Source organism: Streptomyces sp. NBC_00287, assembly GCF_036173105.1.
In the GTDB taxonomy this organism is placed as follows: Bacteria; Actinomycetota; Actinomycetes; order Streptomycetales; family Streptomycetaceae; genus Streptomyces.
The window spans coordinates 7,317,117-7,342,265 of the sequence record NZ_CP108053.1 but is presented as its reverse complement, the minus strand read 5'-3'; the positions used below and the strand labels follow the sequence as shown (position 1 = coordinate 7,342,265).

The 25,149-nt window shown below is 72.0% G+C and carries 22 protein-coding genes; all 22 read left to right on the top strand.

What is annotated here, in order from left to right; genetic code table 11:
- The first annotated feature begins 54 nt into the window (after positions 1-54).
- Complete coding sequence (locus OHT76_RS33380; protein ID WP_328874567.1) at positions 55-1,689, top strand: acyl-CoA dehydrogenase family protein; 1,635 nt, start codon at positions 55-57, stop codon at positions 1,687-1,689.
- A 248-nt stretch (positions 1,690-1,937) separates the two neighbouring features.
- Positions 1,938-3,215: a GAF domain-containing protein gene (locus OHT76_RS33375; protein WP_328874566.1), complete on the top strand. Its 1,278-nt coding sequence runs from the start codon at positions 1,938-1,940 to the stop codon at positions 3,213-3,215.
- A 151-nt stretch (positions 3,216-3,366) separates the two neighbouring features.
- Positions 3,367-4,524: a hypothetical protein gene (locus OHT76_RS33370; protein ID WP_328874565.1), complete on the top strand. Its 1,158-nt coding sequence runs from the start codon at positions 3,367-3,369 to the stop codon at positions 4,522-4,524.
- Positions 4,525-4,541: 17 nt separating this feature from the next.
- The gene (locus tag OHT76_RS33365) at positions 4,542-5,114 is read left to right on the top strand and encodes a GNAT family N-acetyltransferase (protein WP_328874564.1); all 573 of its coding nucleotides are present in this window, start codon (positions 4,542-4,544) and stop codon (positions 5,112-5,114) included.
- 125 nt (positions 5,115-5,239) lie between these two features.
- Positions 5,240-5,323, top strand: a complete 84-nt coding sequence (locus OHT76_RS44200) for a putative leader peptide (protein WP_310591794.1) — start codon at positions 5,240-5,242, stop codon at positions 5,321-5,323.
- A 126-nt stretch (positions 5,324-5,449) separates the two neighbouring features.
- Positions 5,450-7,147: a nitrite/sulfite reductase gene (locus tag OHT76_RS33360; protein WP_328874563.1), complete on the top strand. Its 1,698-nt coding sequence runs from the start codon at positions 5,450-5,452 to the stop codon at positions 7,145-7,147.
- Positions 7,144-7,323 carry a hypothetical protein gene (locus tag OHT76_RS33355; protein ID WP_315885857.1) on the top strand — a complete coding sequence of 60 codons (180 nt, stop codon included), beginning with the start codon at positions 7,144-7,146 and terminating at the stop codon, positions 7,321-7,323. Before OHT76_RS33360 ends, OHT76_RS33355 begins: the two co-directional genes overlap by 4 nt.
- On the top strand, positions 7,320-8,030 hold the full coding sequence (locus OHT76_RS33350) for a phosphoadenylyl-sulfate reductase (RefSeq protein WP_328874562.1): 711 nt from the start codon (positions 7,320-7,322) through the stop codon (positions 8,028-8,030). The genes OHT76_RS33355 and OHT76_RS33350 overlap by 4 nt, the downstream gene beginning before the upstream one ends.
- 35 nt (positions 8,031-8,065) lie before the next feature.
- On the top strand, positions 8,066-8,602 hold the full coding sequence (gene cysC, locus OHT76_RS33345; protein WP_328874561.1) for an adenylyl-sulfate kinase: 537 nt from the start codon (positions 8,066-8,068) through the stop codon (positions 8,600-8,602).
- Positions 8,599-9,537: a sulfate adenylyltransferase subunit CysD gene (gene cysD, locus OHT76_RS33340; protein WP_328874560.1), complete on the top strand. Its 939-nt coding sequence runs from the start codon at positions 8,599-8,601 to the stop codon at positions 9,535-9,537. The genes cysC and cysD overlap by 4 nt, the downstream gene beginning before the upstream one ends.
- 2 nt (positions 9,538-9,539) lie before the next feature.
- A complete protein-coding gene (locus tag OHT76_RS33335) occupies positions 9,540-10,868 on the top strand; it encodes a sulfate adenylyltransferase subunit 1 (protein ID WP_328874559.1) in 1,329 nt (442 codons plus the stop codon).
- Between the two features lie 128 nt (positions 10,869-10,996).
- A complete protein-coding gene (locus OHT76_RS33330) occupies positions 10,997-12,100 on the top strand; it encodes an aliphatic sulfonate ABC transporter substrate-binding protein (protein ID WP_328874558.1) in 1,104 nt (367 codons plus the stop codon).
- Positions 12,101-12,137: 37 nt separating this feature from the next.
- Complete coding sequence (locus tag OHT76_RS33325; RefSeq protein ID WP_328874557.1) at positions 12,138-12,926, top strand: ABC transporter ATP-binding protein; 789 nt, start codon at positions 12,138-12,140, stop codon at positions 12,924-12,926.
- On the top strand, positions 12,913-13,785 hold the full coding sequence (locus tag OHT76_RS33320; RefSeq protein WP_328874556.1) for an ABC transporter permease: 873 nt from the start codon (positions 12,913-12,915) through the stop codon (positions 13,783-13,785). The genes OHT76_RS33325 and OHT76_RS33320 overlap by 14 nt, the downstream gene beginning before the upstream one ends.
- Before the next feature lie 8 nt (positions 13,786-13,793).
- On the top strand, positions 13,794-14,525 hold the full coding sequence (locus OHT76_RS33315) for a sirohydrochlorin chelatase (RefSeq protein ID WP_328874555.1): 732 nt from the start codon (positions 13,794-13,796) through the stop codon (positions 14,523-14,525).
- Positions 14,526-14,617: 92 nt separating this feature from the next.
- The gene (locus OHT76_RS33310; protein ID WP_328874554.1) at positions 14,618-16,723 is read left to right on the top strand and encodes a hypothetical protein; all 2,106 of its coding nucleotides are present in this window, start codon (positions 14,618-14,620) and stop codon (positions 16,721-16,723) included.
- A gap of 3 nt (positions 16,724-16,726) precedes the next feature.
- A complete protein-coding gene (locus OHT76_RS33305; RefSeq protein WP_328874553.1) occupies positions 16,727-17,965 on the top strand; it encodes a TRAFAC clade GTPase domain-containing protein in 1,239 nt (412 codons plus the stop codon).
- The gene (locus OHT76_RS33300) at positions 17,962-20,472 is read left to right on the top strand and encodes a GTPase-associated protein 1-related protein (protein WP_328874552.1); all 2,511 of its coding nucleotides are present in this window, start codon (positions 17,962-17,964) and stop codon (positions 20,470-20,472) included. The genes OHT76_RS33305 and OHT76_RS33300 overlap by 4 nt, the downstream gene beginning before the upstream one ends.
- On the top strand, positions 20,469-22,106 hold the full coding sequence (locus OHT76_RS33295) for a TRAFAC clade GTPase domain-containing protein (RefSeq protein ID WP_328874551.1): 1,638 nt from the start codon (positions 20,469-20,471) through the stop codon (positions 22,104-22,106). The genes OHT76_RS33300 and OHT76_RS33295 overlap by 4 nt, the downstream gene beginning before the upstream one ends.
- A 168-nt stretch (positions 22,107-22,274) precedes the next feature.
- On the top strand, positions 22,275-22,937 hold the full coding sequence (locus OHT76_RS33290) for a vWA domain-containing protein (protein ID WP_328876683.1): 663 nt from the start codon (positions 22,275-22,277) through the stop codon (positions 22,935-22,937).
- Positions 22,931-23,803, top strand: a complete 873-nt coding sequence (locus OHT76_RS33285) for a protein phosphatase 2C domain-containing protein (RefSeq protein WP_328874550.1) — start codon at positions 22,931-22,933, stop codon at positions 23,801-23,803. Before OHT76_RS33290 ends, OHT76_RS33285 begins: the two co-directional genes overlap by 7 nt.
- A gap of 3 nt (positions 23,804-23,806) precedes the next feature.
- Entirely contained in the window at positions 23,807-25,144 is a 1,338-nt protein-coding gene (locus OHT76_RS33280) for a protein kinase domain-containing protein (protein ID WP_328874549.1), read from the top strand.
- Positions 25,145-25,149 lie beyond the last annotated feature (5 nt).

Here is a 25,149-nt window from a genome sequence, read left to right as displayed (position 1 = left end):
GGGCAGCCGCGTCGGTGTGGTGACCGCTCCGATACGGAGGAGTAGGTTCAGCCCATGGACGGCACTACCCACACCGTGACGAACCAGCCCCCGCCCCTCGTCGGGTACGACGTCTACACCGCCGACCGGGCATTGACGTCGGCGGTCGAACGGCACCTCGATCCGGAGCTGCTCGACGAGGCGCGCGACGAGCTGTCGGCGCTGGGGCGCTCGGTAGGCGCGCCGCAGCTCCAGGAGTGGGCGGTGCAGGCCAATGAGCATCCGCCGCGGCTGCGCACCCACGATCGCTACGGCAACCGCGTCGACGAGGTCGACTTCCATCCGGCCTGGCACCGGCTGCTCGGCAAGGGGGTGGCCGCAGGGCTGACCTCGGCCTGGAACCGGCCGGGCGGGCATGTGCGGCGGGCCGCCGGGTTCCTGGTGTGGACGCAGGTCGAGGCCGGCAGCGGCTGTCCGCTGTCGATGACCCACGCCGCCGTGCCCGCGCTGCGCACCGATCCGGACCTGGCCGCCGAGTGGGAGCCCCGGCTGACCTCCATGGTCTACGAGCGCGAGCTGCGGCCCGCCCGGCAGAAGGCCGGGGCGCTGTTCGGAATGGCCATGACGGAGAAGCAGGGCGGCAGCGACGTACGGGCGAACACGACGGCCGCGCGGCCGCTGCCCGACGGGGAGTCCTACGAACTCACCGGGCACAAGTGGTTCTGTTCGGCGCCGATGTCGGACGGGTTCCTGGTGCTCGCCCAGGCTCCGGGCGGTCTGACCTGCTTCCTGGTCCCCCGGGTCCTGGACGACGGCACCCGCAACGCCTTCCACCTCCAGCGGCTCAAGGACAAGCTGGGCAACCGGTCCAACGCCTCCGCGGAGGTCGAGTTCGCGGGGACCTGGGCGCGCCGGGTCGGTGACGAGGGCCGCGGGGTGCGGACCATCATCGAGATGGTGGCGGCGACCCGTCTCGACTGTGTGCTGGGCTCGGCGGGGCTGATGCGACAGGCGGTCGCCCAGGCGATCCACCACTGCGACCACCGCGAGGCCTTCGGCAGCAGGCTCATCGACAAGCCGCTGATGCGCAACGTCCTGGCCGACCTCGCCCTGGAGTCCGAAGCGGCGACCACCCTCGCCCTACGGCTCGCGGCGGCCTACGACGACGGCGGCGAGCAGGAGAAGGCGCTGCTGCGGATCGCGGTCCCCGCCGCCAAGTACTGGGTGACCAAACGCTGTACGCCGGTGACGGTCGAGGCGTCCGAGTGCCTCGGCGGCAACGGCTACGTAGAGGAGTCCGGAATGCCCCGCCTGGTACGGGAGTCACCGCTGAACTCCATCTGGGAGGGCGCAGGCAACGTCCAGGCCCTGGACGTCCTCCGGGCGCTGCGCCGAGAACCGGACGCCCTCAACGCCTACCTCCAGGAAATCGGCCGATCCCGAGGCGCCGACCACCGCCTGGACGCCGCGATCAAGAACCTTTTGACCGAACTGGCCGATTTGGAGGGGGTGGAGGGCCGGGCCAGGCGCCTGACGGAGCGGTTGGCGCTGGTGCTCCAGGGAGCGCTACTAGTACGTTTCGCGCCACCGGAGGTGGCAGACGCGTTCTGCGCGTCGCGCTTGGGCGAAGACGGAGGCGCGACGTTCGGCACACTGCCGCCCACACTGAACTTGGCCTCAGTGGTGGACCGGTCAAGGCCGCAGGCCTGACCGCCAACGCACCGGATGGCGAGGGTGGTGCTGCGCCGACACGGCACCACCCCCGCACTGGCCCGTTCGAGGCCACGAACGCCGCTCGGGACGGCGTTGCTCAAGTTTCAATCAGGCCAAGCCGGACCACCAGGGTTGCAAGGGGTTGCAACTTGTCGGCCCCTGTGGACGGACTGTGTCCCTCCGCCGAGGATGGGCGTCACTATGAGACGACCGGTCAGGAATCGGCACATACCCGGGGAGGACCAGTGGCGCTGTCACCGATGGACGTGACGCAGCTGGCCGCCGTCGACGCGGCGCGCGCCGCGCGGGTGCTGAACGACGTGCGCAAGGCCACGCTCTCCGGACAGCGCGCGCCCGTCGCGCCGCGGCCGGTGATCGAGCAGTCCTGGGGCCGGATGCTGCGCAGCGGGGTCGATCCCGACCATGACTTCCGGTCCGGGCTGCTGACCCGCGAGGAGGTGCAGCGGCGCCGGGAGACCAGTGCGCTGCGGCATGTGCTGCCGGTGCTGCGCGAGGGCCTGCTGTCGGTTGCGGACATCGCCCACCACATCATGGTCGTCGCCGACGAGGACGGCCGGGTGCTGTGGCGGGAGGGCAGCGCACCGGTGCTGCGCAAGGCCGACGGGCTCGGCTTCGAACTCGGCGCGGACTGGCGGGAGGACATCGTCGGCACCAACGGCGTGGGCACCCCGGCCGTCGTGCGTCGGCCGGTGCAGGTCTTCGCCGCCGAGCACTTCGTGCGCACACACGCCACCTGGACCTGCGCCGGCGCCCCCATCACGGATCCGCGGGACGGCCGGCTGATCGGCGTGGTGGACGTCAGCGGACCGCTGGAGACGATGCATCCGGCCACCCTGGCCTGGGTGGACACGGTCGCCAAGCTCGCCGAGGCGCGGCTGCGGGAGTTGCATCTGAGCTCGCTGGAGCGGCTGCGCGCGGTGGCGGCGCCGGTGCTGTCCCGGCTCGCCGGGCGGGCGCTGGTGGTGGACCGGGACGGCTGGTGCGCGGCGGTGACGGGGATGCCGTACACGAACCGGATCGCATTGCCCAAGTCGCTTGCGGCGGGCCGTCGGTGGCTGCCGCCGCTCGGGCTGTGCGCGGTGGAGCCGCTGGCGGGCGGCTGGCTGCTCAGGCCCGCCGACGAGCCGGTGCCGCGCGGGGACACCCGGATCGTGCTGGATCTGTCGCAGCCGCGCCGCTGGTCGATGACGGTGACCTCAGCGGCGGGCACCTGGAGCCATGAACTGAGCCCCCGGCACGCCGAGTTGCTCTATCTGCTGGCCCTGTACCGGGACGGCCTGAGCGCGGCGGGCCTGGCCGAGGAGATGTTCGGCGACGCGGCCCGCACGGTGACGGTCCGGGCCGAGATGTCACGGGTACGGCGCTATCTGGGAGGTTTGCTGGAACACCGGCCGTATCGTTTCTGCGAAGACGTGGAGGTCGAGCTGCTGCTCCCCGAGGACCCGCGTGACCTGTTGCCGCACTCCACGGCGCCGGGGGTGGCCGACGGCCGTACGGTCTGAAGCCCCCAAGGTGTCATCTTCCGCATATTTGCGAGGTCTTCGTCCCCACCCCCGTTCCACTGCCGTAGCATCCCCCTACGGGCCACCCCACCTGCTCCTTGGTCAACGCACGGATCAACAGGCGCAGTTGGCTCGTCCTCGGGAGGACGTCATGACGAAGCATCGCGGGAGACACCGTCGGCGCAAGCGGGGCCGCGCGCTGCGTGGAGTGCTGGCCGGAACCGCCCTGGCGCTCACCGCGGCCGCCACCATGATCAGCGCCTCCCAGGCCACGGTCGACCACGATCCCGGGGCGCTGAAGCCCCTGACCTCCCGCGCCGAGCTGACCACCCTGCGGCTGAGCGAGGAGCTCGTGCCCGAGCGGTCCCTCGACCGGCTCGCCGAAAAGCTGGGCGCGCCCGTCGGCGTCGGCGCGGTGCTCGACGACGCCGACCGCACGCTGCGCGACTCGGCCCACTGCACGGCCGCCGAGCGTGCGGCGCTGCCGGTGGCGCCCGCGGCCACGCGCGCGTACTGCTGGGACGCCGCCGACACCCGCGGCCTGCGCTCCGGCGCGCTCACCACCTCCGGGGACGCCGACGACGACGGCCGCTGGGGCGAGCAGCGCGTGGTGCTGTCCGCCTGGTCCGGCGACGGCCGCTCCTCCCGGGTCGCGTTCGTCGACACCGACCGCCTCCGCTACACCTGGGTGCGGCTCGCCGTCCCGACCGACGACGGCCGTGACTACCGCGCGCTGCGCTCGGCGGTCTCGGGCATGGTCTGGTACCAGGACAAGCTGCTGGTCACCGCGCGGGACGGGCTGTACGTCTATGACATGCACCGCGTCCAGCGCGCGACCGGTGCGGACGGCTCCCGGTTCGTCCTGCCGGCCGTCGGTGTGTACCGGACGGCCGGACAGCGCCCCGTGGGCCTCTCGCTGGACCGCGGCACCTCGCCGGACAGCCTGGTGGCACGCGGCGACGACCGGCTGTGGCGGTACGCGTTCAGTACGGACCCGGGCCGCACCGGGCTGCTCGCCACCGGAAACGCGACCGAGGCGTACGCGACGAAGGCGGACGGGCCCGGCGGAGTGCTGTCGTACGGCTCCCGCTGGTATCTGACCCAGTCGGCCGAGGAGCGCGGCATGCTGTGGCGGCAGAGCGCGAGCGGGGCCGAGGCCACGCGCTGCGGGTCCGACGAGACGCGGCTGTGCTGGAGCAAGGAGACGGTGTCCCTCTCCTACTGGGAGGAGACCGGGGAGGTCTGGTCGCAGTCGGGGCGGACCCTGTTTTCGCTGCCACTGAACACGATCGACAGATCGCTGGGGTAGATGATTCCCTGGGCGACATGCCCAACATCCCCGTGACCACCTGGTCCCTGGAGCAGACGGACCCGTCCGACCTGCTGTCGGCCGCCGCCCCCGAGGGGGATGTGCGGATCGTCCGCTCCGAGGTCCCCTCCCCCGAGTTCAGCCGCTTCCTGTACGCCTCCGTCGGCGGCGACATCCGCTGGATCGACCGGCTGGGCTGGAGCTACGCCCAGTGGCAGGAGCACCTGGGCCGCCCCGGCGTGGAGACCTGGGTCGCCTACGACCACGGCACGCCCGCCGGGTATGTGGAGCTGAGCCCGCAGGACGACGGGGTCGTGGAGATCGAGTACTTCGGACTGATCCCCGCCTTCCGGGGCCGCCGCATCGGCGGCCATCTGCTCTCGTACGGCGCCGCCCGCGCCTGGGACCTCGCGGACCGCTGGCCCGGCCTGCCGGGGACCAAGCGGGTCTGGCTGCACACCTGCAGCCTGGACGGCGAGCACGCGATGGACAATTACCAGCGCCGGGGCTTCACGCTGTTCGACACCAAGGTCGAGGAGCAGGCGGAGGTGGCCACTCCGGGCCCGTGGCCGGGGGCATACCCCGTTTGACCTGCATAAGGCGGCATTTCTCCGCCATGTGACCAAGGACACCCTTGTCTCGCTCCTCGGGACAAGGGTGTCCACATGTCGGACGAAGCTGGACTGTGTCCAGATCGTCGTGCCACGCTTCCGTCATGTCTGGAACTGGAATTGCCTTGGTGAGTCGGCGGCACGTCGACCTCGGCCGCATGTCCAGCGCCATCTGTCCGGCGCGCTGAGAGCACTCCAGCACCGCCCGACACATCCCCCTTTGCCTGCTTTCCCGCGCAAGGACGCGCACCGTTGCCGTGCGCGCATGCGCAGGCCAGAGCCGCTTTCCCGCCTGTCCCGAAGGACGTAGAACCATGGCCGCCACCCCTGAGAACCCCGCCGCCGCGCCTGTCCGCCGCAAGGCGAGCCGTCACCGCGGCGAGGGCCAGTGGGCCGCGGGGCACTTCACCCCGCTGAACGGCAACGAACAGTTCAAGAAGGACGACGACGGTCTCAATGTGCGGACACGCATTGAGACGATCTACTCCAAGCGCGGCTTCGACTCGATCGACCCCAACGACCTGCGCGGCCGGATGCGCTGGTGGGGTCTGTACACCCAGCGCAAGGCCGGGATCGACGGCGGCAAGACCGCGATCCTGGAGCCGGAGGAGCTGGACGACGAGCACTTCATGCTGCGTGTCCGCATCGACGGCGGCCGGCTCAGCACCGAGCAGCTGCGCGTCATCGGCGAGATCTCGCAGGAGTTCGCGCGCGGCACCGCCGACATCACCGACCGGCAGAACGTCCAGTACCACTGGATCCGGATCGAGGACGTGCCCGAGATCTGGAACCGCCTGGAGGCGGTCGGCCTGTCCACCACCGAGGCCTGCGGTGACACCCCGCGTGTGATCCTCGGCTCGCCCGTCGCCGGTATCGCCTCCGACGAGATCATCGACGGCACCCCGGCGATCGACGAGATCCAGCGCCGGATCATCGGCAACAAGGACTTCTCGAACCTGCCCCGCAAGTTCAAGTCCGCGATCTCCGGCTCGCCGCTGCTGGACGTGGCGCACGAGATCAACGACATCGCCTTCGTCGGGGTCAACCACCCCGACCACGGCCCCGGCTTCGACGTCTGGGTCGGCGGCGGTCTGTCCACCAACCCGAAGATCGGCCAGCGCCTCGGCGCCTGGGTCCCGCTGGACGAGGTCCCCGACGTCTACGAAGGCGTCATCTCGATCTTCCGCGACTACGGCTACCGGCGCCTGCGCACCCGCGCCCGCCTGAAGTTCCTGCTCGCCGACTGGGGCGTGGAGAAGTTCCGTGAGGTGCTGGAGAACGAGTACCTCAAGCGCAAGCTGATCGACGGCCCGGCTCCGGCCCAGCCCGTCGAGCGCTGGCGCGACCACGTGGGTGTCCACCCGCAGAACGACGGCCGCTTCTACGTCGGCTTCGCCCCGCGCGTGGGCCGCGTGGACGGCACCACCCTGACGAAGATCGCCGAGCTGGCCGAGGCGCACGGCTCGGGCCGGGTGCGCACCACCGCCGAGCAGAAGATGCTCGTGCTGGACGTCGAGCAGGACCAGGTCGACTCGCTCGTCGAGGGCCTGGAGGCGCTGGACCTCACGGTCAAGCCCTCCCCCTTCCGGCGCGGCACCATGGCCTGCACCGGCATCGAGTACTGCAAGCTCGCCATCGTCGAGACCAAGGCGCGCGGCGCCTCCCTGATCGACGAACTGGAGCGCCGGATCCCGGAGTTCGACGAGCCGATCACCATCAACATCAACGGCTGCCCGAACGCCTGCGCCCGTATCCAGGTCGCGGACATCGGTCTCAAGGGCCAGCTGGTCCTCGACGACCAGGGCCGGCAGGTCGAGGGCTTCCAGGTGCACCTGGGCGGCGCGCTCGGCCTGGAGGCCGGCTTCGGCCGCAAGGTACGCGGTCTGAAGGTGACGTCGGAGGAACTGCCCGACTACGTCGAGCGGGTCCTCAAGCGGTTCCAGGCCGAGCGCGAGGACGGCGAGCGCTTCGCCGTCTGGGCCGCGCGTGCTTCCGAGGAGGCCCTCTCATGAGCGAGCGGGCCGCCCCCTTCTACTGCCCCTACTGCGGCGACGAGGACTTGCGTCCGAGCGAGCAGGGCCACGGCGCGTGGGAATGCGCGGCGTGCAACCGGGCCTTCCAGTTGAAGTTCCTCGGGCTGCTGGCCCGGGGTCTTCAGCCGACCGAAGCAGGGGGAGACGAGATATGACGACCACTCAGGAAGACCGCACCACCGACGACTTGAAGGCTCTCGCCGAGCAGGCGGGCCGCGATCTCGAGGACGCCTCCGCGCTGGAGATCCTCCAGTGGGCGGCGGACACCTTCGGCCGGCGCTTCTGTGTGACCTCCTCGATGGAGGACGCGGTGGTCGCCCATCTCGCCTCCCGCGCGTTGCCCGGTGTTGACGTGGTGTTCCTCGACACCGGCTACCACTTTCCCGAGACCATTGGTACACGTGATGCGGTGGAGGCGGTGATGGACGTCAACGTCATCACCCTCACCCCGCGCCAGACGGTCGCCGAGCAGGACGCGGAGTACGGCCCCAAGCTGCACGACCGCAACCCGGACCTGTGCTGCAAGCTGCGCAAGGTCCAGCCGTTGGAGGAGGGCCTCAAGGGCTATCTGGCGTGGGCGACGGGCCTGCGCCGCGACGAGTCCCCGACCCGGGCGAACACCCCGGTCGTCGGCTGGGACGAGAAGCGGCAGAAGGTCAAGATCTCGCCCATCGCCAAGTGGACCCAGGACGACGTGGACGCCTACGTCGCCGAGCACGGGGTCCTCACCAACCCGCTGCTGATGGACGGTTACACCTCCGTCGGCTGCGCCCCCTGCACCCGCCGCGTCCTTGAGGGGGAGGACGCGCGGGCCGGCCGCTGGGCGGGCCGCGCCAAGACCGAGTGCGGACTGCATCTGTGACCACGATCCCGTTTCCCTCACCCCAGGAGAACCACGTGACGACCGGAGCCACCGTCTGGCTCACGGGTCTGCCGAGTGCCGGCAAGACCACCATCGCGTACGAGCTGGCAGGCCGGCTGCGCGAGGAGGGCCACCGTGTCGAGGTGCTCGACGGCGACGAGATCCGCGAGTTCATCTCCGCGGGCCTCGGCTTCACCCGCGAGGACCGGCACACCAACGTCCAGCGCATCGGCTTCCTCGCCGACCTGCTCGCCCGCAACGGCGTCAAGGCGCTGGTGCCGGTGATCGCGCCGTACGCCGACAGCCGTGAGGCGGTGCGCAAGCGCCACCAGGAGAGCGGGGCGGCGTACCTGGAGATCCACGTGGCCACTCCGGTCGAGGTGTGCTCCGTACGCGATGTGAAGGGCCTGTACGCCAAGCAGGCGGCGGGCGAGCTGTCCGGGCTCACCGGGGTCGACGACCCCTACGAGGAGCCCGACTCGCCCGACCTGCGCATCGAGTCGCAGAACCAGACCGTCGGTGAGTCCGCGGCGGCCGTGTACGCCCTGCTCAGCGAAAGGGGCCTGGCATGACGACGACCGTCTCCTCGATCGAGGAGGGCACGGAGACCCCGTACGCCCTCTCCCACCTGGACTCCCTGGAGTCCGAGGCGGTGCACATCTTCCGCGAGGTGGCGGGCGAGTTCGAGCGGCCGGTGATTCTCTTCTCCGGCGGCAAGGACTCCATCGTCATGCTGCACCTCGCGCTCAAGGCGTTCGCGCCGGCGGCGGTGCCGTTCTCGCTGCTGCATGTCGACACCGGGCACAACTTCCCCGAGGTCCTCGAGTACCGGGACCAGGCGGTGGCCAAGCACGGCCTGCGGCTGCATGTCGCGTCCGTGCAGGACTACATCGACCGCGGGGTGCTCAAGGAGCGCCCCGACGGCACCCGTAACCCGCTGCAGACGCTGCCGCTGACGGAGAAGATCCAGGCGGAGAAGTTCGACGCGGTCTTCGGCGGCGGACGCCGGGACGAGGAGAAGGCGCGCGCCAAGGAGCGGGTGTTCTCGCTGCGCGACGAGTTCTCGCAGTGGGACCCGCGCCGCCAGCGGCCCGAGCTGTGGAACCTCTACAACGGGCGCCACGCTCCCGGCGAACACGTCCGCGTGTTCCCGCTCAGCAACTGGACCGAGCTGGATGTCTGGCAGTACATCGCCCGCGAGGGCATCGAGCTGCCGGAGATCTACTTCGCGCACGAGCGCGAGGTGTTCGCGCGCAGCGGCATGTGGCTGACGGCGGGCGAGTGGGGCGGCCCGAAGGACGGCGAGACCGTGGAGAAGCGGCTCATCCGCTACCGCACGGTCGGCGACATGTCCTGCACCGGGGCCGTCGACTCGGACGCGACCACGCTGGACGCCGTCATCGCCGAGATCGCCGCCTCCCGGCTCACCGAGCGGGGTGCGACCCGCGCCGACGACAAGATGTCCGAGGCCGCGATGGAAGACCGTAAGCGCGAGGGGTACTTCTAAGCATGAGCACGACCACGGAACTCTCCGAGACGACCCTTCTGCGTTTCGCCACCGCGGGCTCCGTCGACGACGGCAAGTCCACGCTCGTCGGGCGGCTGCTGCACGACTCCAAGTCGGTGCTGACCGACCAGCTGGAGGCCGTCGAGCACGCCTCCCGCAACCGCGGCCAGGAGGCCCCCGACCTGGCGCTGCTGACCGACGGTCTGCGCGCCGAGCGGGAGCAGGGCATCACCATCGATGTCGCCTACCGCTACTTCGCCACCCCCCGGCGCCGGTTCATCCTCGCCGACACCCCGGGGCATGTGCAGTACACGCGGAACATGGTCACCGGCGCCTCCACGGCCGAGCTGACGGTGATCCTGATCGACGCCCGCAACGGCGTCGTCGAGCAGACCCGCCGGCATGCCGCGCTGGCCGCGCTGCTGCGCGTCCCGCATGTGGTCCTCGCCGTCAACAAGATGGACCTGGTCGACTACCAGGAGTCCGTGTTCGCCGCCATCGCCGAGGAGTTCACGGCGTACGCGCTCGAACTGGGCGTCCCGGAGGTCACCGCGATCCCGATCTCGGCGCTCGCCGGTGACAACGTCGTGGAGCCGTCCGCCAACATGGACTGGTACGGCGGCCCGACGGTGCTGGAGCACCTGGAGACCGTCCCGGTCATCCACGATCTGAGCCACTGCCACGCGCGGCTGCCCGTGCAGTACGTGATCCGCCCGCAGACCGCGGAGCACCCCGACTACCGGGGTTACGCCGGTCAGATCGCCGCCGGTTCGTTCCGTGTCGGCGAGCAGGTGACCGTGCTGCCGTCGGGCCGTACGTCGAAGATCTCCGGCATCGATCTGCTCGGCAAGCCGGTCGGCATCGCGTGGACCACGCAGTCGGTGACCGTCCGGCTGGAGGACGACATCGACATCTCGCGCGGCGACCTGCTGGTGCCGACCAAGGACGCCCCGGCGACCACGCAGGACATCGAGGCGACGGTCTGCCATGTCGCCGACGCCCCGCTCACCGTCGGCCACCGGGTGCTGCTCAAGCACGGCACGCGCACGGTCAAGGCGATCGTGAAGGACATCCCGTCCCGGCTCACGCTGGACGACCTGTCCCTGCATCCGCACCCGGGACACCTCGTCGCCAACGACATCGGCCGCGTGAAGATCCGTACCGCCGAGCCGCTGCCGGTCGACTCCTACGCCGACTCGCGGCGCACGGGTTCGTTCATCCTGATCGACCCGAGCGACGGTACGACGCTCACCGCCGGCATGGTCGGCGAGTCCTTCGCCTCCCCGGAGCCCGTCAAGGACGAGGCCGAGGACGACGGTTGGGACTTCTGACCATGAACTCGACCTCGGAGGCCGGGGTGCAGCGATGTCCGCGCTGACCCCGTACTCGTACATCTGCCGTATTCCCGGCCACGCTCGGTAAGGGCGTCAGAGCCGGGCCACCGAGAGGAACCCCTCCCGTGCCTGCCATCCCCGCCCTGCGCCGTACCCTCGCGGTACTGGCCGTGCTGCCGCTGCTGGCGCTCGCGGCCGCGTGCGGCTACGGCTCCCAGGCCGTGGAGAACACCGAGCACGCGATACCGGGGGCGGCGAAGGTCGACGGTCTGGACTCGGTGCGGATCGGCTACTTCGGGAACCTCACGCATGCCACCGCGCTGGTGGGTCGGCACGAGGGGATCGTCCAGAAGCAGCTGGGCGGTACGGAGGCGCAGTGGTCGGAGTTCAACGCCGGTCCCTCCGAGATCGAGGCGCTGAACTCGGGGTCCGTCGACATCGGGTGGATCGGGCCCTCGCCCGCGATCAACGGGTACGTCAAGGCGGACGGCACCAACCTGCGGATCATCTCCGGGTCCGCGTCCGGTGGTGTGAAGCTGGTCGTGAACCCCGAGAAGATCAAGTCCCTGAAGGACGTCAAGGGGAAGCGGATCGCCACTCCGCAGCTCGGCAATACGCAGGACGTGGCGTTCCTCAACTGGGTCGCCGAGCAGGGCTGGAAGGTCGACGCGCAGAGCGGCGAGGGTGATGTGTCCGTCGTCCGCTCCGACAACAAGGTCACGCCCGATCTCTACCAGTCCGGCTCGATCGACGGCGCGTGGGTGCCGGAGCCGACCGCGTCGAAGCTGGTCGCCGAGAGCGGCAAGGTGCTGCTGGACGAGGCCTCCCTGTGGCCGGACAAGAGGTTCGTGATCACGAACGTCATCGTCCGGCAGGAGTTCCTCAAGGAGCACCCGAAGGCCGTCGAGGCCGTGCTCAAGGCCTCCGTCGAGGCCAACAAGTGGATCAACACCAATCCTCAGCAGGCGAAGGCCGCGGCCAACGCGCAGTTGGCGGCGGACACCGGCAAGGCGCTGCCCGCCGAGGTCATCGACCAGGCCTGGCCGTCCATCGAGTTCACCGACGATCCGCTGGCGGCCACGCTCGACGCGCAGGCGCAGCACGCGGTCAAGGCGGGCCTGCTGGAGCAGCCGGACCTGACCGGAATCTACGACCTGACACCGCTGAACAGGGTCCTCAAAGCCGAGGGCGCACCCGAGGCCGACGACGCCGGCCTCGGCGTCAAGTGAGCCACGAGTCCAGATGAGTTCCCAGGAGGTGACGACCATGGCAACCGCCCTCGCCAAGGCCGCCGACACGGATACGTCCGTGGAGCACGCCGCGCGCATCGACCACGTATCGAAGTCCTTCGCCGGCCCGGCCGGGCAGCAGCTCGTCCTCGACGACATCACTCTCGATGTCGCGCCGGGCGAGTTCGTCACGCTCCTCGGGGCCTCCGGCTGCGGCAAGTCGACGCTGCTCAACCTGGTCGCCGGTCTGGACAGGCCGAGCGCGGGCGCCATCACGACCGACGGGCGCCCGGCGCTGATGTTCCAGGAGCACGCTCTGTTCCCGTGGCTGACCGCGGGCAAGAACATCGAACTCGCCCTGAAGCTGCGGGGGGTTCCCAAGGCCGAGCGGCGCGGCCGTGCCGAGGAACTGCTGGACCTGGTTCGGCTGGGCGGGGCATACGGCAAGCGGGTGCACGAACTCTCGGGCGGTATGCGGCAGCGCGTCGCGCTGGCCCGCGCGTTGGCGCAGGACAGCAAGCTGCTGCTGATGGACGAGCCGTTCGCGGCGCTGGACGCGATCACCCGGGACGTCCTGCATGACGAGCTGACCCGGATCTGGCGCGAGACCGGCCTGTCCGTGCTGTTCGTGACCCACAACGTCCGCGAGGCCGTACGGCTCGCCCAGCGGGTCGTGCTGCTGTCCTCCCGCCCCGGACGCATCGCCAAGGAGTGGACCGTCGGCATCCCGCATCCGCGCCGTATCGAGGACAGCGCGGTCGCCGAGCTGTCCGTCGAGATCACCGAAGAACTGCGTGGGGAGATCCGCCGCCATGGCCAGCACTGACACCACCGATCTCGCCGGGCTCGAAGCCGGCCTGGACGCGCTCGACACGGTCCAGACCACGCGCACGCCCCTGCGCGAGACGCTGGTCCGCCGGGTGCTGCCGCCGGTCACCGCCGTCGCCCTCGTGCTGGTGCTGTGGCAGGTGCTGGTCTGGGCCGAGGTCGCCCCCAGCTACAAGCTGCCCGCACCCTCCGCCGTCTGGGACGAGGTCCGCACCGCCTGGCTCCAGGGCACGCTCTTCGACTACATCTGGACCAGCGTCAGCCGCGGCCTGCTCGGCTTCCTCCTCGCCCTCGCCATCGGCACGCCCCTGGGTCTGCTGGTCGCGCGGGTGAAGTTCATCCGGGCCGCGATAGGCCCGATCCTCTCCGGTCTGCAGTCGCTGCCGTCGGTGGCCTGGGTGCCGCCGGCCGTGCTGTGGCTGGGTCTGAACAACTCGATGATGTACGCCGTCATCCTGCTCGGCGCGGTCCCCTCCATCGCCAACGGCCTGGTCGCGGGCATCGACCAGATCCCGCCGCTGTTCCTGCGTGCGGGGCGGACGCTGGGCGCGACCGGTATGAAGGGCACCTGGCACATCGTGATGCCGGGCGCGCTGCCGGGCTATCTGGCGGGTCTGAAGCAGGGCTGGGCGTTCTCCTGGCGCTCGCTGATGGCCGCCGAGATCATCGCCTCCTCCCCCGATCTGGGCGTGGGCCTCGGCCAGTTGCTGGAGAACGGCCGCAACAACGCCAGCATGTCCCAGGTGTTCCTGGCGATCTTCCTGATCCTGCTCGTCGGCATCGCCATCGACCTGCTGATCTTCAGCCCGCTGGAGCGGTGGGTGCTGCGCAGCCGCGGTCTGCTGGCGAGGGGCTGAGGTACCTCATGCCGGTTCTTCTCGTCATCGCCCACGGCAGCCGCGACCCGCGGCACGCCGCGACCGTGCACGCCCTCGTACGGCGCGTGCGCGCGATGCGGCCCGGACTGCGGGTGGAGACCGGCTTCCTGGACTTCAACATCCCCTCGGTGCAGGGCGTGCTGGAATCGCTGGCGGCACAGGGCGTACGCGATGTCGTGGCGCTGCCGCTGCTGCTGACCCGCGCCTTCCACGCCAAGGCGGACATCCCCGCGGTCCTGCGGGACGCGCCCCCGCAGCTCAGGATCCAGCAGGCGGAGGTGCTCGGCCCCTCCCCGCTGCTGCTCACGGCGCTGGAGCGGCGGCTGTACGAGGCGGGTCTCACGCCCGCCGACAAGTCCTCGATCGGGGTCGTACTGGCCTCGGCGGGGTCCACTGACCCGGAGGCGAGCGCGGTGATCGCAGCAATCGCGCGGGAGTGGCGGCACACCGGTTGGTGCGCCGTGCGGCCCGCGTTCGCCTCCGCATCCCTGCCCCGCACCGAGGACGCGGTACGGGAACTGCGTGCCCTCGGCTGCGAGCGGGTGGCCGTCGCGCCGTACGTCCTCGCGCCGGGCTTCCTGCCGGACCGCATCGCGCGGGGCGCCACCGAGGCCGACGTACTGGCCGATGTGCTCGGCCCGGCGCCGGAAGTGGCACGCGTGCTGCTGGAGCGGTACGACGAGGCCCGTGTGCCGGTGCTGGCGGCGGTCGGTGCCTGACGGGCCTGGGTGGATTCGGTAAAAGTCTCCCTCCCGCCCGGCTGTTCTGCTGGGATGGTCCCCCGAAGACGAGCGGGGGGAGAGCGGCACCGGTGGCTGGTCGTGAGTTCGGGCACCACTTGGGCTTACCGCAGGCCTTGTCCGGGCTGCCGCTGGCACCACTCGTGCCCGGCTACGCCGAACTCGCCGCCGCCCAGCACGCGGCGGGGTTACGGCACCTCGGCGAGGCCCTCGCCCCGGACGGCGGCCTACGGGTCCTCGACGGTCTCTATGTCCCCGCCGGACGCGGCCGGCGCCGGGTGGACGGCCATCTGCTGGACGAACTCGCCCGTTCCGGAGCCTCCGTCGCCCGGCTCCTGGCGGCGCTGCACCGACGTGATCCGCAGGCACCCCGCCGGGTCGTGCTCTACCAGCTGATCTGCCTGCTCCAGGACGGACCCGGCACCGTCCAGGACCTGGGCGTCCACCCCGACGAGACGGCCGGACTGCTCGCGGCCTCCCGCCACCGGGCCACCCTCGACCGGCGGCAGCGCGACGCCGCCGAATCCCTCGCCGATGCCTGGCAGCACCGCCGTATGCACCGGGCGCGCGCCCTGTTGGAGCGGTTACCGAAGGGCGACCCGGAGGTGGAGCGCCTGCGGCTCGCGCTGGCGGCGCGCGCGGCGGCGGTCGACACCGCGCTGACGGCGGCGCGGCGCGCGGAGGGGCGCGGTGGGACGGACACCGCGAGCGATCACTACCTGCTCGCGCTGGATCTCGCGGCGGACGACCGGCGGGCCCTGCGCGGTCTGGTGCGCGTCCACCGGCCGGAGCAGGCGGCCTTCCTGCGGACCGAACTCTCTTCGAACGGCGTCGAGTTGACCTGGGAGCGGGCCGACACCGACTGGCGGCTGCTGTGTCTGTACCGCACCGAGGACGGCGCGGCCCGGGTGCGCGAGGTGCCCGAGCGGCAGGACACGGCCGTCCCCCTGGGCACGACCGTCCGCTACGCCGCCCTGCCGCTGGAGAACGGACGCGTGACCGGGCCCCCGCTCGTGTCCCACCGGGTGCTCTACGCACCGGAGGTGACCGGGCTGACGCTGACCGACGGTCCGGAGCGGATCAGGGGGACCTGGCGAAAGCCGCCGGGCGCCGAAGAGGTGACGGTGGACCGCACGGGTCCGGACGGTACGACCGTTCGGGTGGAGGCCCGCACCGACAGCTTCACGGCGGCCGGGCTGCCGGTCGGCCGCCACACGTTCCGGGTCGTGTGCCACTACCGGGCGCCCGACGGTCAGTTGGTGCCCTCTCCGGGCGTCGCCGCCACCCACACCGTCCACCCCTGGCCCGAGCCGGTCCGCACCCTCACCGCCACACCCGAAGGCGACACCGTACGGTTCGACTGGACCGGAGGGGGACAGGAAGCCGAGGTCCGCCTGGTGGTGTGGCCGGGCCGGGTACCGCCGCCGGCGACGGAGTTGCGCACCGCCGAGCTCCCGCCCGCGATCCTCGTACCGCCCGCCGGGCACACGCGCGTGGCCGCCGTCGCCGTACTGGGCGACCGTGCCCTGGCCGGACCCACAGTCGATGTCGAGGTGCTCCCGCCGGTGACCGGTCTCACCGCCCGGCGGCTGCCCCACGGTGCCGCCCTGGTCTCGCTGGACTGGCCCGACGGCACGAGTCATCTCACGGTCGTGTGGGACGGCCCGGACGGCGGCGGTGAGCGGACCGTCACCGCCCATGCGTACCGGCGCGGCGGGCTGCGGCTTCCGGTCGGGCCGCGCGGGGTGCGGATCCGCGCGGCGGTCGTGCCGCAGGTGCCCGGAGCCGTCGTCGTGGCGGCGGCCGGCGCCGAGACCGCGCTGCCGCCCGACACCTCCATCGGGTATCAACTCGTGCGCCACCGGCGCCGGTTCAAGGGTGGGAGCCGTACGCTGCTACGCGTCACCCTCTCCGCCCCCGCCGAGGAGTACGGCCCGGACGTCCCGGAGTTCGTGTGCGTCGCGCGCAGCGGCACCCTGCGCCCGCGCAGCGCCACCGACGGGACGACGGTGCTGCGCATCCCCGGTGCCGACCTGACCCGGCACGGCACGGTCGAGCAGGAGCTGCCGGCCGCGCCCTGCCCGGTCCCGTACACCCTGCGCGGCTTCCTGCTGGGCGAGTACGCGGCCGCCGTACGCCTTGAAGAACCGTCCCCCGCGACCCTGGTGGTGCGCTGAGCCATGACGACTGTGATCTGCCCCTACTGCTTCGCCCGCTCCTCCGCCGCGAAGCTGCCGTACCGCTGTCTGATGAGCCCGACCGGGGTGCGCGGCGGGACGCCCTGCGGGCCCGAACGCGACGACGTCTGGGCCGGGTTCATGGGTCCGGGGGTGCCGCCGGGCGCCCGGATGCGCGGGCCGGTGTTCATACCGGACCGCAGGGCCAGGTGGCGGTTCGGCGCGGGCAGCAGTGTGCCGTGCCCGGGGTGCGGGGTGGGCACCACGACCCGGGTGTGCGGGACCTGCCACAGCGACCTGCCGAGCGACTACTGCGACCAGGACAGCCGGATCATCGCGCTGGTCGGCGCGAAGGCCTCCGGCAAGAGCACCTACGCCGCGGTCCTGGTCAACGAGTTGAACCACCGCGTCGGACAGGCCTACCACGCCTCGCTGGCCGCCATGGGGCAGAGCACCCAGCAGCGGGACCGGGAGATGGCGGAGGACCTCTACGAGCGGCTGCGGTTGCCGGACGCCACCAGACCGGCCGCCCTCGGCTTCAACGATCCGCTGCTGTACCGGCTCAGCGTGCCCCGGCGCGGGCGCTTCGGCTCGGGCACCCGGCACACCGCGCTGGTGTTCTTCGATGCGGCGGGCGAGGATCTCGCGGGCGCCGAGGCGATGGACCGTTATACCCGCTATCTCAGCGCCGCGGACGGCATCGTCCTGTTGGTCGACCCGCTCCAACTCGGCTCCGTACGCGACCGGTTGCCCGTCCACGACGGACCCCCGCTGCCCGTGGTGGAGACCCCGCCGCAGCAGATCGCCGCCGACCTCGCACGCCGGCTGCGCGCCCACGGCAAGGGCGGATCGCGCGGGCGGGTGTCCACACCGATCGCGGTGGCCGTGACCAAGACGGACATGCTCAAGCCGCTACTCGATCCGCACTCGCCGCTGCTGCGCAACGCCGCCCACCCGGACGGGAAGTTCGACGAGGACGACCGGCTCGCCGCGCACGAAGAGGTCCGCGCGCTGATGGCGGAGTGGGACTCGGGCGCTCTGGTGCGACAACTGGAGCTGGACTTCGCGGAGTTGTCGCTCTTCGGGCTGTCGGCGCTGGGTGCGCCGCCGCCCGCCGACTCGCCCGCGGACGCGCCCAAGTCGGGGCCGCAGCCGATACGGGTGGAGGATCCGCTGCTGTGGCTGCTGGCCCGGCGCGGGGTGCTGCCGGTCCGTACGACGGGGAAGGGGCGAGGCGAGTGACGCCGGGCCAACTGCACTACACGTCCGCGCCGCCCGGGCCGGACGGTTCCGGTTTCCGGTTCACTGCGGTCAGCCCGGGGGTGCCGCAGGGCGTGCTGCGGGAGGCCGAGCAGCTCATCGGCTACGAGCCGCCGCGGGACTTCCCGGCCCGGCCCGACACCGAGCAGCTCAAGGGCTTTCCGAAGGCGTTCAGCTTCAGCGAACTGTCCGACGGCGGACGCCTGTTGAGCCGCTCGGTCTACACGGGCGTCGACTACAGCGGCCGCTGGGGCAACTTCCACGCGCACGCCCTGCATCTGCCTCCCGGGTCCCGGCTGCCGGACGGCGCGCTGCCCATCACCGCCTGGGAGTCGCCGCGCTGGTCCGACACCACTCCCCTGGACGGCCGGCCCGCGCCCATCGACCGGTTCGAGCCGTCCGGACTGCTGCGCCCCGAGGGGCTGGTGGCGTTCGCGGTGTCCCGGGCCGCGTGGCTGGCCCCGTTCTTCGCGGACCTGCGCGCGGTCGCGAAGGATCCGGGGGCCGGGCAGATCGTGCTCGTGGAGCACGACAGCGCGGAGGTGGCCCAGTGGATCGTGCTCGCCTGCGCGGTGCTGCCCAGGGAGCAGGCGCACCGGCTGACGTTCACCACCTACACACGGCGCCCTCAGCAGGCGCGCCAGCAGATCGTGGGGGCGCTGCCGTCGTCGGAACAGGTGGCGCACGATCATCGGTACCGGGTGCACGACTGCACCGGCCGGCCGCCGTCAGAACCGGTCACCGACACCTGGGCCGAGGTCTGCGCCCGGATCTGGCTCGCGGCGCGGCCCGATCTGCTGCGCGACCCGGGGGAGGGCCTCGGGCCGCTCACGGTGGCGGCGCTGACGGCGGGCATCGAGCTGCGGTCGGACGCGCGGGCCGCCGCGGCCCGATGGGCGGCCGGGCATGCCCTGCCCGAAGCGACCCTGACCGCGTTGATCGCCGGACTGTGCGCGGCCGGGGAGAGCGACGAGGACGAAGCCGCCGCGCTCGCCGCGCTGTGGGAGCGGCTGGACGGACGGGTGCCGACGGCCGTGTCCGCACCGCTCGCCGCGCGGGTGCTCGCGTCCGCCGTCCGCGGTGGGGGCCCGGTGCCCGCGCTGCGTGCCGGGTCGCTCACCCCGCAGGTCCACGCCGAGCTGGCCCGGGATCTCGCGCCCGCCCTGCGCGCCGGGGTCGCGGACACCGGCAGGCCCGCCGACGGACGGCCGCTCGCCCTGCTGCGGGTCGCCGATCTGCTCGACGTCGACTGCCAGGATCTGCTCCCCGAGCTGGCGGAGCGGCTCGCCCGCGCCCTGGTGGCCGTGGCACCGGACGAGCAGGCGGCCGTAGCGGAGGAGCAATCCGTGGGGCACCCCGCGTGGCGGGCGCCCGAGGCGGTCGTGGCGTCGGCGCCCGGTGTGCGCACCCCGGCGCTGCTCGACGCCGTAGGTGATCATCCGGCGCTGCGGATCGCGCTGTTCGGCGCGCTGGACGCGCTCGCCGCCGCCGATCCGGCAGGCGCCGCGCGGGCGTTGGCCGGGTCCGAGCTGCCCGTCCATCTGCAGCCGACCTTCCCGCATCTGCGGATGTGCGTGCTGACGGGGCCGCCGGGCGAGGGCGATCGGCTCGGCCGGTTCCACGGTCTGCTGCGCACTGGCGGGGTCTCCCCGCACGCCGACACCACGGTGCTGCGGACCGCGCTCGATCTGGTGTGGCCCGGGGAGCTGCCGACGGGGCAGGAGGCGAGTCTGCTCCTCAACGAGCTGGGGTCGGATCTGCACCGGACGGCCGGTACCCGGGACCTGCTGATCGACGCCGCGCTCGCCGCACCGGCCGACGACCCCGACGTCCCGGTGCTCGCCGCCCATCTGCTGCGCTGCTTCGGCACGGAGCTGCGGCACGGGCAGCGGGCGGCGCTGCTGCTGCTGGAGTTCGCGGGCCTGCTGGGGACGCCGGGCGAGGGCCAGGACTGGGTCGGCCGCGCGCTGTCGCTGCGGACGGGGGCGGGCGAACCGGTGCCGGACCCGGTCACGGAACGGGTCTTCGAGGCCCTGGGCCGACGGCTCATGCGGCCCGACGCGCCCGAGAGCGAGCTGTACGCCCTCGCCCGCTCGCAGGAGCCCGGGCTGCTCGCGGCGTACGAGCGCGCCGGGCGCTCGGACCAAGTGGGCAACCAGCTGCGGGTCGTGCCGACGTACCTGGCCGCCTGCTTCTGCGCGTGGAGCGCCTATCCGGGCACCAGTACGGCCTGGGACGAGACGAGTTCGGCGCTGTTGACGAAGGTGCTGCGGCCGATCGTGAAGGCGCTGCCCGCCGAGGACCTCGTCGAGGTGGAGGCGGCGCTCGGCCGCGCGGGCCGGGGGAAGCTGGACGCCTTCCGGTCCTGGAACCGGCCCGGCAAGCTGGGGCGGCTCGCGGGACGGCTGTCCGGACGCGGACGGCGCGGCGAGCAGGGCGCCCCGTGGCCCGGGGATCTCGAGCCGCCGCACCGGGGAGGCCCCCGATGAACCCCATGCTGCCGCTGTACATCTACTTCGCCTGGTGCGGGCTGATCGCCGCCGGCCTGGGCCTCGGCCGAGTGCTGTGGGAGTTCCTCGGGATCGGCGTGGGCGGCGTCTGGCGCGGACTCGGGCCCTGGCGCAGCGGCAGCCCCGACCAGCGCGTCCCGGCCGTCGTCAGCGACGCCGAGCCCGCCCCGTTCGCCTACTGGTGGCAGCAGATGTGGGTCGACGGGGCGACGGCCTCGAGCTACGGCATGCGGATTATGTGGACGCGGCTCGCCGACCCGTGGCTGGCGCGGATCGCCAAGAACCTGTTCCGCGGCCGCCTCCCCGACGGACTGCGCGCCGACCACCCCGTCGGCGCGGTGCTGCTGGTCGTCTTCGTGGCTCCCGGCACCGCGGCGGGCGCGCTCCTGGGCACCGCCCTGGCCTCGCTGCTGCTCGGCGCGTTCCTCGTGATGTTCGCGCTGCTGCTCGCCCTGATCTGGCTGGGCTGCGCGGCCGCCGCACCGGTGCTGTGGGGCGCGGAGCGGGCCTGGACCCTGGCCAGGGGGGTGCGGACCAAGTGCCCCTACCCCGGCTGCTATCGGCCGGTACCGCTCGCCGTCCACCACTGCCCCGGCTGCGGCAAGGGACATGCCTCACTGCGGCCCGGGCGCTACGGCGTCCTGTGGCACGGGTGCTTGTGCGGGCGCCGCCTGCCGACGACCCGGTTCGCCAAGCGCGGGTCCCTCGCGACCCAATGCCCTTACTGCGAAAAGAAGTTGCCGCAGATCACCGGCACCACCCGGGTGGTGCACGCGCCGCTGGTCGGCGGTACCTCCTCCGGCAAGACAATGCTGATGGCGGCCATGGTGGAGGGGCTGCACGCCTGGGCCAGGCGCGGCGAGCTGACCGTGGAGTACGCCTCGGACGACGACCGCGCCACCGCGAACGACCTCAACCAGGAGCTGCGCCAGACCGGTTCGGTCCGCGCCACCACCGGCGGCCAGCCGCGCGCGCTGATGCTGACGGTCACCCGTGGGCGCCGGCGCCGACTGCTCTATCTGTACGACCCGATGGGCGAGTCGGTGAGCGAGGCCGACCGGGTGCGCGCCCAGCAGTACTTGCAGCACGCCAACGGGGTCGTCCTGGTCGCCGATGCGCTGGCCGACCCCAAGGTGCGCGGACAGCTCGGCGCGGCCGACAGCGCGAAGGCGAAGGCGGCCCGGCCCTCGCCGCAGGGCCCCTGGGACACGTTCCAGCGGCTGACGGGTGAGCTGGAGGCGCTGACCGGGCGGCGCGGACGGCTGTGCGTGGCCACCGTCGTCACCAAGCGGGACGTCCTGGACGGGCTGACGACCCTGCCGGTGCCGGGCGCGGAGATCGACGTCTGGCTGGACCGGATCGGCCTGGGCCCACTGGTCCGGGCCCTCGGGCACGACTTCAAGGCGGCCCGCTACTGGGCCGTCAGCGCGCAGGCGGCCACCGGCACCGGCCCGTTGGAGAGCGAACAGCGCAGGGCGGCCGAGCCGGTGCTGTGGCTGCTCGCCGTCTCGGGGCTCGGCACCGGCGCGCTGTCCGGTCCCGGCGGCGGCAAGGAGCGCCGGATCCGGCTGCGCGCGACCGGCGACCGTGAGAGGAAGTACACCCCGGCATGACCCAGGTGACACCGTCCATCGGGCGCTGGCGGCGCGCCATGGCGGGCGTGTTCGTGGCCTCCTTGGCCCTGACCGTGCTCGCCCTGGCCGCGCTGGCGCGATGGCTGCTGACCTGAACCCCACGACCAGCGGAAAGGAAATGGCGTGAGTGACATTCCCGGCGGGCCCATGGCCAACCGGCCGGTCCACTTCATCTGGCTGCTCGACTGCTCGTACTCGATGCAGGGCGAGAAGATCGGCCAGCTCAACTACGCGATCAGAGAAGCGATCCCGGAGATGCGGTCGGTGGCGCACGACAACCCGGCCGCCCAACTCCTGCTGCGCACCATCACCTTCTCCACGTCGGCCCGCTGGCACCATCAAACGCCGGTCCCGGTCGACGATTTCACCTGGCAGGACGTCCAGGTGGACGGCATGACCAACCTCGGTGAGGCGCTCACCCTGGTCTCGCGGGAGCTGCAGAGCCCGCCGATGCCGCAGCGGGCGCTGAAGCCGGTGCTCGCGCTGGTGTCGGACGGGGTGCCCACGGACGACTGGAAGTCGGGGCTGAAGGCGATCGACGCGACGCCGTGGGGCCGTAAGGCGGTCCGGGTGGCCATCGCGATCGGCGCCGACGCCGACCGCACGGTGCTCCAGGACTTCCTCGGCAACCCCGAGCTCCAGCCGCTGGACGCGAACAGCCCCAAGCAGCTCGCGGCCGCGATCCGCTGGGCGTCGACCGCGGCCGTGAAGGCCGCCTCGCAACCGGTCGCGGGGTCGTCGGACCCGCTGGCGAAGCAGCCGTACGCGCCCCCGGTCCTCGACGACGACGATGACGACGACGTGTGGTGACGCTCGGGGTGCGGCGCTGGGAAACGCTGGGCGACAGCGTCCAGGGCGTCGGCAAGCGGTGCAACCAGGACTGGTGGACCTGTGAGGGCGGCGGTTCCTTCGACGAGCCGCTGGTGCTGGCGGTGGCCGACGGACACGGCTCGGCGGCGCACGCCCGCAGCGAGCTGGGGGCGCGGTTCGCCGTGGACCGCTTCACCGCGCTCGCCGTCTCCTTCGGACGCGCGGCCCGCGACTGCCATGAACCGGGGCGCCTGTCCCGGCTGATGGCCTGCGCCCGGGACGACTTCCCGCGCGCCCTGGTCCAGGAGTGGCGGACGGTGGCGCTCGGCCACTGGGAGCGGCACCGCCCGGTCGCCGACGACGGCGCGGCCGAGCCGGAGCCGGGCGCAAAGCTGCTGCTGTACGGCACGACGCTGATCGGCGCCGTGCTCACCCCGTCGCTGTTCGTGGCGTGGCAGATCGGCGACGGCGATCTCGCGGTGGTCGAGCACGACGGGGAGCTGCGCCGGCCGCTGGCCCCCGCCGAGGAGGACCTGGGCGACGAGACGGAGTCGCTGTGCGGCGCGCAGGCCTGGCGTGCGGTACGGACGCACTGGGCGCCGCTGTTCGACGAGGAGCGCGGGCCGCGTCTGGTGGTGCTCTCGACGGACGGTCTGTCGAAGAGCTTCGCCTCGGCCGACGGCTACCGGGAGTTCGTGACGGGCCTGGACGGACGACTGACGGATCGGGGCGCCGCGGATGTGCGGGCCGCGCTGCCTCAGTGGCTGGGGCAGGCCGCGCAGTACTCCGGGGACGACACGACGCTGGTGGCCGCGCTGCGGCCGGTCCACCGGGCACTGGAAACGGAACAGAAGACGGGGAGTTGAGCGATGAGCGGCATGCTCGACAGTGGAACGCTGCTGGCCGTGGAGAACGGCGACGAGGCCGAGATCATCGGCATGCTCGGCGCGGGTGGCCAGGGCGAGGTGTACCGGGTGCGGACCGCGGCCGGGGACAAGGCCCTGAAGTGGTACTACCCGACGAGTGCGACGCCCGAGCAGCAGGCGATCGTGCAGGAGCTGGTGCAGCGCGACTTCGACGACGACCGGTTCCTGTGGCCCGAGGCGTATGTGTCCGCGCACAAGGGCTCGTTCGGCTATCTGATGGGGCTGCGCCCGGAGCGCTTCAAGGGCCTGCCCGACCTGTTCCGCCGCCAACTGCGCACCAGCACCCGGGCATTGCTGACGGCCTGCCTCTACACCGTGGAGGCGTACCAGGCGCTGCACTCACGGGGTGTCGCCTACCGGGACATCTCCTGGGGCAACGTCTTCTTCGACCCGTCCACCGGTGACGTACTGATCTGCGACAACGACAACGCCGTGGTGGAGGGCGACGCCAGCGGTATCTCGGGGACGATGAAGTTCATGGCCCCGGAGCTGGTGCGCGCCGAACCCGACGCACGCCCCGGCACCCAGACCGACCTGCACTCGCTCGCCGTGCTGCTGTTCATGCTCCTGATGAACCATCATCCACTGGAGGGCAGGCGCGAGTTGGGCATCCACTGCTTCGACGAGGCGGCGGAGAAGCGGCTGTACGGCAAGAGCCCGCTGTTCGTGTTCGATCCGGCGGACGCCTCCAACGCGCCCGATCCGATGGAGCACGCGACGGTCCTGGCGACCTGGGCCGCGGCGGCCGGCACCCTCCAGGAGCTGTTCCGCCGCAGCTTCACGACCGGTCTGCACGATCCGCATGCCCGGGTGCGCGAGTCGGAGTGGCGCAACGCGCTGCGGGCGGTGCTGGATTCGGTGGTGGAGTGCGCCTCCTGCGGCCGGGAGAACATGACGGAACCGGGCGAGAACCCTCCCCCGCGCGCCTGTTGGGGGTGCGGACAGCGGCTGGTGCTGCCGCCCCGGCTGACGGTTACCACGCCGCCGCCTCGCGCCGAGCACCACATCCGGCTGCGCCGGGCTGCCCGGGTCCAGACGCACCATCTGCTCCCGGAACCGACACGCCACGACTGCTCCGACGCCGGCCTGGTGGCCGAACTCGTCGAACACCCCTCGAAACCGGGCCGGTTCGGCATCGCCAACCGCTCGAAGGAGACCTGGACGGCCACCCGCTCGGACGGTACGTCCCAACAGATCGCCCCCGGCCAGACCGTACCGCTGCGCTCGGGTCTGGAACTGGACCTCGGGGGTGGGGTGCGGGCGGTGGTGCGCGCCAAGTAGGGCGG

Excerpts from the sequence above, each read along its gene's own strand:
- OHT76_RS33380 (WP_328874567.1), top strand. The coding sequence starts at position 55 with ATGGACGGCACTACCCACACCGTGACGAACCAGCCCCCGCCCCTCGTC.
- cysD (WP_328874560.1), top strand. The coding sequence starts at position 8,599 with ATGACGACGACCGTCTCCTCGATCGAGGAGGGCACGGAGACCCCGTAC.
- OHT76_RS33335 (WP_328874559.1), top strand. The coding sequence starts at position 9,540 with ATGAGCACGACCACGGAACTCTCCGAGACGACCCTTCTGCGTTTCGCC.
- OHT76_RS33360 (WP_328874563.1), top strand. The coding sequence starts at position 5,450 with ATGGCCGCCACCCCTGAGAACCCCGCCGCCGCGCCTGTCCGCCGCAAG.
- OHT76_RS44200 (WP_310591794.1), top strand. The coding sequence starts at position 5,240 with ATGTCTGGAACTGGAATTGCCTTGGTGAGTCGGCGGCACGTCGACCTC.
- OHT76_RS33315 (WP_328874555.1), top strand. The coding sequence starts at position 13,794 with ATGCCGGTTCTTCTCGTCATCGCCCACGGCAGCCGCGACCCGCGGCAC.
- OHT76_RS33320 (WP_328874556.1), top strand. The coding sequence starts at position 12,913 with ATGGCCAGCACTGACACCACCGATCTCGCCGGGCTCGAAGCCGGCCTG.
- OHT76_RS33305 (WP_328874553.1), top strand. The coding sequence starts at position 16,727 with ATGACGACTGTGATCTGCCCCTACTGCTTCGCCCGCTCCTCCGCCGCG.
- OHT76_RS33295 (WP_328874551.1), top strand. The coding sequence starts at position 20,469 with ATGAACCCCATGCTGCCGCTGTACATCTACTTCGCCTGGTGCGGGCTG.
- OHT76_RS33365 (WP_328874564.1), top strand. The coding sequence starts at position 4,542 with ATGCCCAACATCCCCGTGACCACCTGGTCCCTGGAGCAGACGGACCCG.
- OHT76_RS33325 (WP_328874557.1), top strand. The coding sequence starts at position 12,138 with ATGGCAACCGCCCTCGCCAAGGCCGCCGACACGGATACGTCCGTGGAG.
- OHT76_RS33290 (WP_328876683.1), top strand. The coding sequence starts at position 22,275 with ATGGCCAACCGGCCGGTCCACTTCATCTGGCTGCTCGACTGCTCGTAC.
- OHT76_RS33280 (WP_328874549.1), top strand. The coding sequence starts at position 23,807 with ATGAGCGGCATGCTCGACAGTGGAACGCTGCTGGCCGTGGAGAACGGC.
- OHT76_RS33350 (WP_328874562.1), top strand. The coding sequence starts at position 7,320 with ATGACGACCACTCAGGAAGACCGCACCACCGACGACTTGAAGGCTCTC.
- OHT76_RS33355 (WP_315885857.1), top strand. The coding sequence starts at position 7,144 with ATGAGCGAGCGGGCCGCCCCCTTCTACTGCCCCTACTGCGGCGACGAG.
- OHT76_RS33370 (WP_328874565.1), top strand. The coding sequence starts at position 3,367 with ATGACGAAGCATCGCGGGAGACACCGTCGGCGCAAGCGGGGCCGCGCG.